Source organism: Pseudorhodoplanes sp., assembly GCF_035565855.1.
Classification (GTDB): Bacteria; Pseudomonadota; Alphaproteobacteria; order Rhizobiales; family Xanthobacteraceae; genus Pseudorhodoplanes.
The window spans coordinates 1-8,120 of sequence record NZ_DATMRX010000343.1; the positions used below are offsets into that span (position 1 = coordinate 1).

Genomic DNA, 8,120 nt, shown 5'->3' on the forward strand with positions numbered 1-8,120 from the left:
CAGAGCAACTGCAGCTGAGGGAGCATTCCCATGCGAATGGTTGCGGGTTATCTTGTCGCGCTTTTGCTCGTTGCAGCCTATGACCACGTCGCACATGGCGGCCGCTATCGGACCGGTGTCAGCAAGATGGTCAGTCACATGGCCAGCGTGAGCTGGCGACACTAGCGCGTTCGCCCATATCTCTCCGTCGTTGCCAGAAGCGCGGCGCGCGAGAAGCAACCCCGCCTGCTTCACCTCGCTCAACGCCCCCCTACTTCTCCGTCAGCTGCTTCGCCCGTCCCGCCGCGTCCACCTCCGACCACACCTCGGCGATGCGCCCGCATGCGATGCGGAAGATGTTGATGCCGGTCCAGGTCGCTTTGCGGCCGGTGGCCGGGATGTCGCCGAGCGGGCCACGCTGCGTTCCGGTCGCGGTGTAGCGCTGCATCACGTATTCACCGCGCGGCTCGAGCAGATCGAAGGTGATGCGCAGATCCGGAAAGGCTTTCAGGAAATCATCCATCATTGCGGCGACGCCCTTGGCGTCCATCCGCTTCGGATAGCCGCCGGACGCATGATGGACGAGCCGGTCCGACAGGATGTCCTTGAGCACTTCGGGCTTGCGCTGATTGACGACGTCCTCGTGCCAGGCCCGCGCGAGCGCGAGATTGGTGCGCTCGTTGGTCTCCGGGCAGGACGCATTGTCCTGCGCCGACGCTCCTCCGCCTTGCAGCACGACAGCAGCAACAAACAACCCGATTGCGCAATTTCGCATGGCCGGACCTCTCAAATGCATTCCGTCGTGGACAATGGTACGCGGCAATTGTGACGCAGCAAGTCTGCATCGCGGCGCATCGCGTCCTGCCATTGAACCGGGAGCGCGTGTCGGGCGACAATAGCAGAGGTGTCGCAAATGCCCATCTCGACCATAGCCGGAAGCCTCCTGCGCGTCGTCATCGTTGCAGTCGCGGCGCTGGCGCTTTGGTATTTTTCCAACTTCTACGGAAAAGCGATCGTCACGCTCACGGGCGGGCAGGCGCAATGGCTGTTCAGCCGCAGCGAGGCGTTCCTCGCGGGTGTCGCGGCGCCGCTCTGCGCGCTGGCAACGATGGGATTTGCCATTGCGGGGCGACGGCTCGGGTTGCGAGCCTCCTCCTGATCGCGGCGCTGCCGTTGTATGTCTCGCCGATCCTGCCCTTTGCCATTGGCGTCATGATTCACGGCATCTGAACAAGCGATGGCTGCAGCGCCTCAAATGAAAGCCGTCGACCGATTGCCAATGACGCATTTCGAACCTTCGTCTTAGCAATGAGTAAGGCACGCATCGCGAAACGAGCCGCAACCGCTTTGCAACAGCACATCGCCATGCAACGATCGCGATCCCATTGAATCGCGAGGTTGAAATGAAAGCCTGTCAGCTCGGATTGCTTTTCACCGCCATGACCGCGATGACCGCCAATGCAGCGGACATGAAGGGAGACTGGGTCGGACTGACCCACACTATCATCGCCGGCGCCGGCGGACCTCACTGGCCCGACAGCAAGGGCACCTGGCAAAAGCCTTTGACGGCCGATCGGGAGGTCACCTTCAGGGTCACCGGCCAGGACGGCCGCCGCTTCTGGGGCGAAACCATCATCGCCGGCGACAGCTCATCCGGAGGCAAACCAACGACCGAGCCGTTCATCGGAACCGTGGGTCTCGATGATGTCACCGTCATGATGTCGGACACCGACGGATATTTTGCCGGCAAACTGACGGGCAATACGCTGTCCTATTGCTACCTCCAGGCCGGCGCTAAGCAACCGGGCGACAAGCCGGCGGTCGTGACCTGCAACGAGGTGAAGAAAAAATAAGAAGCGCGGCGCGGGCTTGACGCGCGCGAGCGCGGAGCCCCGCTCGCCGCGCCATCACTTTGTGCGGTGCATACCGGTCTGGGAGTGGACCCTCGCGATGGCGTCGGGCGTCACGCCATAGCTTCCCCTGAACGGCGCATCGAGCACCGCGATCATGAAGATCACAAGCGCGATAAACAGCGACAGCGTCCCGCCGATGATCGCGTGCGTGAACGGCCGCAGGTCGAACATCCAGATCACGATGCCGTTCACCACCGCGCCGACCAGCACAATGAACCACATGATCCGCGGGATGGCGCTGCTTCCTCCCGAAATGCGCAGCCGCCGTGCCTCGACGAAATCGTCGAGCACACGCAGCGACTGTGCATAACGCACCCCCTGCCCCACATTGTCCGGCGCGAGCCGTGCCAGGGCGCCGTGCAGTTCGCCGACGATGGCGATCTCCTGCGGGTTGACCTCGCCGCGCTGCTGCACCTCCCATCCCGGCCCAACCACCTCGTCGACATAGCGGTCGAGAACGTTGACCAGTTCCAGGCGGGCGTCCTCGGGATAGTGCTGGACGTCACGATAGAGTTTGATCAGCGCGGCGGCCTCCCGCACCACGGCGTCCTCGGCCTTGTTGTGATTTTCGAAAACCGCGATCGACAGAAGCGCGAGCAGCACTCCGAAATACAGCGCGAAGGTGTTCAAGAGGAAGCCGAGCACGGTGTTGATATCGCGCTCGCCGCGAAACAGCCGCGCCACCTGCGGCTGGAGAAGATAGGAGCCGACCAGCGTCGGGATCACGAACGCGGCGCAGACCAGGACGAGCCCGACAGGGAGCGGAAGGTTGTGCAGCCATTGGAGCATGTCGGCGGATCCATTTCGGCACAGCGGGTCGCCTCATAGCAATACCAAAAATCGATTCAGCGCCAATATCCAAAGCCTCCGTGCCAGGCCCATGTGATGGGCATGCGACGGCGCACGGCTGCGGCAACAGCACGAAAGCCGGACGGCTCGGCACGGTGGCAGGCCGATGACGCGTGCGTGCCCTGAAACGCTGATTACTCGGCGGCGGTCGCCGAAACCTCGTCCATCTTGCGGACCGGATTGACCAGCGTGCCGAGGCCAGTGATCGCCACGCTGACCGGGCCGCCATAGGCAGTGATATTCGCCGTATGCAGGCTGCGCCGCGCGCCACCCGGCCGGAAGGCGGTGCCCATGGAGATCACGTCTCCCGGCCACAGCGAATGATAGCGCGTGACATAGGCGATCACGTCCGGCACGCCGTAGGTGTAGAAGGCGGTCGAATCCTCGGCGATCAATTCGTCCTTGTGCCACGCCAGAACGTCGAGCTTGTGCGGGTCCGGCACCTCGTCCTTGGTCACGAGATAGGGGCCGAACGGGCCGAAGGTGTCGGAGCCCTTGTAGCGCGCAGTGTAGGACAGATGCTGTTCACGCCGCTCGACCTTGGTCGGGTCATCCTTCGAGGGATAGAGCGCATAATAATGCACCATGTCCTGCGAGCGCATGAAGTTGCCGGTCATGTCGTTCAGGATGGAATAGCCGTACACGACATCGAGCGCGTTCCTGGCGTCCACATGCCGGCAGGTCTTGCCGATAATGACCGCCAGCTCCGGTTCCGGGTGGACAGACCCGTAATAGTCATAGACCTCGATCGGCTGCTTGTGCCCGACGAGCGATGATGCGGGCTTGAGAAAGAACAGCGGATGATCGGGCGCCGAAATCTTGCGTTCGTTGCTCGCGGAATTGTTCAGTGCGACGCCGCAGATCTTGGATGGCCGGCGTACCGGCGGGTGATAGACAATTTCGCTTTCGGGAATGACGGTCAGGCGGCCGAGATTGTCTTTTGCGAAGGCCTGCGCGTCGCGCAGAAAGCGCGTACCTGCCTCTCCCGCCTCGATCAGCGCGAGCATGTCGGGATACGGCTCCCCGCCTAGCGCGGCCGAGACCTCTGCAAGATCAACGATCCGGTCATCGTCGAGCGCAAATCCGATGCGATCGCGGTTCTTCCAGCGGAAGCTCAGGAGTTTCAAGGCGCATCCCTATTCATCATTCGCGGTTGACGGGAGAATGTTGGAGGCTCCCGGACGAGTCAACAACCGGCCTGCCCACTCCGGCCCATGATTGCGGGACCATGATCGCGCGGCCAGCGCATAAGCAATGGCTCAGCCGTCGAGATCCTCATAGCAGCGGAAGATGCCCATCTGGTTGAATGCAATCCGCCGCTCGCTCTTGAGATAAGCGGCGATGCGCGATCGCATCGCGACCTTGCGATGCAGTTCGACGATGTGCGGGTGCTTCTTTGCCAGTCGCTTGCTGAGGATCGGAAAAGCGTAGCGCATGCCCTCCACCACCTGGAACAGCGACAGATCGGCATAGGTTGCGCGCCGGCCGGTCAGGTAAGGACCGTCCGAATGCGCCAGGATGCGCTCGAAATACTGAAAGAATTTCGGCGCGCGATGGGCGCGAAAGTCTTCGGCGCGGCGCGCCGATTCCGGCTTCTGCTCTTCGTAATAAAGCCCCGATCCGATCGGATGATGCGTATCGTGGACCTCGACGACGAGGTCGGCAATGGTGAGCTGCAATTGATGCACCCACAGACGCCCCGCTTCCGATTTCGGCGCAAGAGCGAGATGATCGCCGAGATACAAAAGAATATTCGCGGTCTGGGCGATCAGGAGCTTGCCGGCTTTCAGGAATGGCGGCGCAAAGGGCGGCGTCTTCGGACCCGGCGCCTGCATCAGCGCCATCATGCGGTCCTCGCCGCCCGACATGCGGGCGACATCGACATAATCCGCGCCGGCCTCTTCCAGCGCAAGGCGCACAAACTCGCCCCGTCCCTGGATTTGCGGCCAGTAATAAAGCTCGTAGCGCATGGGGCCTCGCTTTATGCTTCGATCCGGTGGCGGCACGATAACGGAGTCCGGGGGAAATGGATCGGTCGGTCGGGTTCGCGTATTCAGGTTAACACCGGGCGCCGCTTGAAGCCGCGTGGCCCGCATGCGACGGGTCGTCTTGAAACTCTGTCGCGGACGCTGTGATGTTTGGCATCCCACTCGAATATCTGATGTTCGGCGGTATCGGCTTCTGCCTCGCCTGGCTGACCGCACTGATGGTCATGCCGGCGGTGCATAACCGGGCGACGCGTCTCGCGCGCGAGCGCTACGACGACCTGCCCGTATCCATGCAGGAAATCCGCGCAGAAAAAGACACCATCCGGGCCGGTTTCGCCGCCGCGACCCGCGACCTGGAACTCAAGATCGAAAAGCTCAAGGACAGAACCGTCGCGCATGCCACGGATCTTGCCAGGCGGAACCAGCTCATCGAGCGGCTGAAGCAGGAAGTCGAAACCCTCACCAAAGCGTTGCGCGACAGCGAAGGCCGCGAGCAGGCCGCCCGCGACGAACTGCGCGAAGCGCGGCGCGGATTTGCCGACAAGGACGTCACCCTCGGCGCGATCGAGGGCGAGATTACCCTCCTGCAACGGGATCGGGCCAGCAAGGAAGCCGCATTGCAGGCGGCGGAACGTGAGCTTGCATCGCTGCGCGACGAGCTTGCCGCGCGCGACATGGCCTTGCGCGGCTTGCAGCATGAAAACGCGGCTTTGCGCAACGACCTGTCCACGAAGGACGCCGCTGTCGCCGTCGCCCAGCAGGAGGTTGCAGCCGGCAAAGAGGCACTGCGTGCGAGCAAGGCGCGCGAAAGCGAAGCGCGTGAAGCCTTGCATGCCATGCGACGCGGCGGCGCAGATCGATCTGCGGCGCGGGGCAGCGCCGATGCCGACATCGCGGCCATGGCGCGTGACCTCGCCGCCCGTGACGCCGCCCTGCACGCGGCCGAGCAGGACCGCAATACGCTGCGGATCGAATTGGCCGCAAAAGACATCGCGCTCAAGCGCGCCGAGACTGAAATCGCCGCGATCAAGGCGGAGATCGCCGCGCTCACGCCGTTGCTTCAGCAAAAGGGGACGGACAATGTGCCGACGCGCCGCGTCGAGGTGGTGCCCTTCGTCGCCCCCGCGCGTCAGATCGGACACGGCCACGCCAACCGTGACACGGCGCAATCGCCGCCCGCGCGAATTGCACCTCAATCGCTCCCGCCACAGCCGGCGATTCCGCTGCAACCCGCTCCGGCGCAGCCTCTCCCGGCATCCGTCGCACCGGCAGCAGCGCGCAACGAATCCCTTCCCCGCTCCGAGCCCGCGCCCGGAGCGACGCGCGCCCCGCTCGATGTGATCCCCGCGCCGACACGTCTGATCCCGCCGACGATCCCGCCGGCCCAGCAGCAGCACGACGACAGTATCCGCCGAGCGTGGACCGAAATCCACGATGCTGCACGCCGGGTAGATGACCGGAAGGACGGGCCCAATCAGCGCCTGCGCGCGGCTTATGCGCCGCTCGCAAAGAGCACGCCCTGATCGCCCGCCGGCGCACGCTGACGTTCCGCGCTATGCGACGACCACGCACGTCCTCTGCAGGACATCTCACGACCCGGATTTGATCTTGCGCGAGAGCGCCCGGAGTTGAAAACTCCGCCTCCCTGATGTCGCCGGATCAACTATGTCCCCTCGTCCCCATATCCTGATTTCAGGCGCCGGAATCGGCGGCCTGACCGCGGCCCTTGCGTTACTGTCTCGCGGCTATCGCGTGAGCGTCCTCGAACAAGCGAGCGAACTCGCGGAAATCGGGGCCGGCTTGCAGATCTCGGCCAACGGCGCGCATGCGCTGTTTTCGCTTGGTCTCAAACCCGCCCTGGAGAAGGTGTGGTGCGAGCCGGTCGGCAAGGAAATCCGGCTCTGGAGCACCGGCGAGACCTGGAAATTGTTCGACCTCGGCGCGGTGTCGCGGCAGCGTTACGGCGCTCCCTATTTCATGATTCACCGCGGCGACCTGCATCGCATCCTGCTCGATGCGGTGACGGCGCTCGCGCCTGATGCGATCACGGTGAACACCCGCGTCACCGGCTTCGAACAGGACGATGCCGGCGTCACCGTCATCGCCGAAGACGGCGCCCGCTTTCGCGGTGATGCATTGATCGGTGCGGACGGCGTGCATTCGCGCATCCGCAATAGCTTGTTCGGCCAGATGCCGGCGCATTTCACCGGATTGATGATCTGGCGCGGTCTCATTCCGATGGAGCGCCTGCCGGAACGGCTGCATCGCCCGGTCGGCACCAATTGGGTGGGCCCCGGCGGCCACGTCGTCCACTATCCCGTCCGCGCAGGCGCTTTGATGAATGTCGGAGGCGCGATCGAACGCGACTGGCGGGTGGAGAGCTGGACCGAACGCGGCACGACCGAAGAAGCGCTGAATGATTTTCGCGGCTGGAACGAGGACGTGCATACCCTCATCCGCAATATCGAAGTGCCGTACAAATGGGCGCTGCTTGGCCGCGAACCGCTCGAGCGCTGGACGGTCGGACGCGTCAGCCTCCTTGGGGATGCTGCACATCCGACGCTACCGATGATGGCGCAGGGCGCGAACATGGCGTTGGAGGACGCCATCGTCCTCGCGCGCTGTCTCGACAAACATGCCGAAGTGCCGGCGGCGTTGCAGGCTTATGAAAGTGCGCGCATCGAACGCACCGCGCGACTGGTCCGTGCCGCGAACGACAATGCCACCCGCTTCCACAATCCGGCGCTCGGAAATGCCGAAGGCGCCGCGCGCTATGTCGACACCGAGTGGCAGGAGGAGAAGGTCAAACAGCGCTACGACTGGGTTTTCGAGTACGATCCGGTTCGCGTCGCGATCTAGGAACAACGTCGGTGAGCATGCGGGACATCTCGGGCCAGGGCGCCATGACCGGAACGAACCCGCCCAAGACCGGCACGCTGCCGCAAGCCGAACGGCGGGATTTTTCCGGGATCGGCTACGATGAAGCGATGCGGCGGGCGCGCGAGATCGTGCCGATCCTGCGCGAGCGCGCGCAGGCGTCGGAAGATGCCCGCCAGCTGACGCGCGACAATGAGCAATTGCTGCACGAAACCGGCTTGTTCCGGTTTCATCAGCCGCGTGCTTTTGGCGGGATGGAGCTCGACTTCGTCGCGGTGGTCGATATCCCCGCCGAACTCGCGCGCGGCTGCCCGTCGACGGCCTGGAGCGTCGGCAACATGGCCTGTCATCACTGGATGCTGGGCTATTACGAACCGGAAACGCAGCACGAGGTCTGGGACGCCAATCCGGATGCGCTGATCGCTTCGTCGATCGCGCTCGCCGCCGGGCGCGCGCGCAAGGTCGACGGCGGCTTCATCGTCAATGGCCGCTGGCCGTTCTCGTCGGTGGTGGA

10 protein-coding genes are annotated in these 8,120 nt (G+C 63.8%); 6 read left to right on the top strand and 4 right to left on the bottom strand.

From position 1 onward, the window contains the following. The first annotated feature begins 30 nt into the window (after nucleotides 1-30). Nucleotides 31-165 (top strand): hypothetical protein, encoded by a 135-nt coding sequence (locus tag VN004_RS19545; protein WP_325613685.1) that lies wholly within the window; start codon nucleotides 31-33, stop codon nucleotides 163-165. A gap of 85 nt (nucleotides 166-250) precedes the next feature. Here the strand turns inward: VN004_RS19545 and VN004_RS19550 are convergent, their stop codons facing one another. Continuing rightward, nucleotides 251-754 (bottom strand): ester cyclase, encoded by a 504-nt coding sequence (locus VN004_RS19550; protein ID WP_325613687.1) that lies wholly within the window; start codon nucleotides 752-754, stop codon nucleotides 251-253. 138 nt (nucleotides 755-892) lie between these two features. Between VN004_RS19550 and VN004_RS19555 the strand changes: the two genes are divergently transcribed. Both VN004_RS19555 and VN004_RS19560 read left to right on the top strand, forming a co-directional pair. After that, nucleotides 893-1,138: a hypothetical protein gene (locus VN004_RS19555; protein WP_325613689.1), complete on the top strand. Its 246-nt coding sequence runs from the start codon at nucleotides 893-895 to the stop codon at nucleotides 1,136-1,138. 244 nt (nucleotides 1,139-1,382) lie between these two features. After that, nucleotides 1,383-1,832, top strand: a complete 450-nt coding sequence (locus VN004_RS19560; protein WP_325613691.1) for a hypothetical protein — start codon at nucleotides 1,383-1,385, stop codon at nucleotides 1,830-1,832. A 54-nt stretch (nucleotides 1,833-1,886) separates the two neighbouring features. Here the strand turns inward: VN004_RS19560 and VN004_RS19565 are convergent, their stop codons facing one another. The 3 genes from VN004_RS19565 to VN004_RS19575 all read right to left on the bottom strand — a co-directional run bounded on the left by VN004_RS19565 (nucleotide 1,887) and on the right by VN004_RS19575 (nucleotide 4,711). Then, nucleotides 1,887-2,681, bottom strand: coding sequence for a hypothetical protein (locus tag VN004_RS19565; protein WP_325613693.1), 795 nt, complete (start codon nucleotides 2,679-2,681; stop codon nucleotides 1,887-1,889). Nucleotides 2,682-2,875: 194 nt separating this feature from the next. Beyond that, entirely contained in the window at nucleotides 2,876-3,868 is a 993-nt protein-coding gene (locus VN004_RS19570) for a fumarylacetoacetate hydrolase family protein (RefSeq protein ID WP_325613696.1), read from the bottom strand. 132 nt (nucleotides 3,869-4,000) lie between these two features. Continuing rightward, nucleotides 4,001-4,711, bottom strand: a complete 711-nt coding sequence (locus VN004_RS19575; protein ID WP_325613698.1) for a glutathione S-transferase — start codon at nucleotides 4,709-4,711, stop codon at nucleotides 4,001-4,003. 164 nt (nucleotides 4,712-4,875) lie between these two features. On the opposite strand from VN004_RS19575, the gene VN004_RS19580 reads away from it, so the two are divergent. The 3 genes from VN004_RS19580 to VN004_RS19590 all read left to right on the top strand — a co-directional run. Next, the gene (locus VN004_RS19580) at nucleotides 4,876-6,252 is read left to right on the top strand and encodes a hypothetical protein (protein ID WP_325613700.1); all 1,377 of its coding nucleotides are present in this window, start codon (nucleotides 4,876-4,878) and stop codon (nucleotides 6,250-6,252) included. Between the two features lie 142 nt (nucleotides 6,253-6,394). Further along, complete coding sequence (locus VN004_RS19585) at nucleotides 6,395-7,588, top strand: FAD-dependent monooxygenase (RefSeq protein WP_325613702.1); 1,194 nt, start codon at nucleotides 6,395-6,397, stop codon at nucleotides 7,586-7,588. A gap of 17 nt (nucleotides 7,589-7,605) precedes the next feature. Then, a partial coding sequence (locus VN004_RS19590) for an acyl-CoA dehydrogenase family protein (RefSeq protein WP_325613704.1) occupies nucleotides 7,606-8,120 on the top strand: 515 nt, incomplete at its 3' end.

What these genes read in the sequence shown, in the direction of transcription:
- VN004_RS19545 (WP_325613685.1), top strand. Translation starts at nt 31, where the DNA reads ATGCGAATGGTTGCGGGTTATCTTGTCGCGCTTTTGCTCGTTGCAGCC.
- VN004_RS19550 (WP_325613687.1), bottom strand. Translation starts at nt 754, where the DNA reads ATGCGAAATTGCGCAATCGGGTTGTTTGTTGCTGCTGTCGTGCTGCAA.
- VN004_RS19555 (WP_325613689.1), top strand. Translation starts at nt 893, where the DNA reads ATGCCCATCTCGACCATAGCCGGAAGCCTCCTGCGCGTCGTCATCGTT.
- VN004_RS19560 (WP_325613691.1), top strand. Translation starts at nt 1,383, where the DNA reads ATGAAAGCCTGTCAGCTCGGATTGCTTTTCACCGCCATGACCGCGATG.
- VN004_RS19565 (WP_325613693.1), bottom strand. Translation starts at nt 2,681, where the DNA reads ATGCTCCAATGGCTGCACAACCTTCCGCTCCCTGTCGGGCTCGTCCTG.
- VN004_RS19575 (WP_325613698.1), bottom strand. Translation starts at nt 4,711, where the DNA reads ATGCGCTACGAGCTTTATTACTGGCCGCAAATCCAGGGACGGGGCGAG.
- VN004_RS19580 (WP_325613700.1), top strand. Translation starts at nt 4,876, where the DNA reads ATGTTTGGCATCCCACTCGAATATCTGATGTTCGGCGGTATCGGCTTC.
- VN004_RS19585 (WP_325613702.1), top strand. Translation starts at nt 6,395, where the DNA reads ATGTCCCCTCGTCCCCATATCCTGATTTCAGGCGCCGGAATCGGCGGC.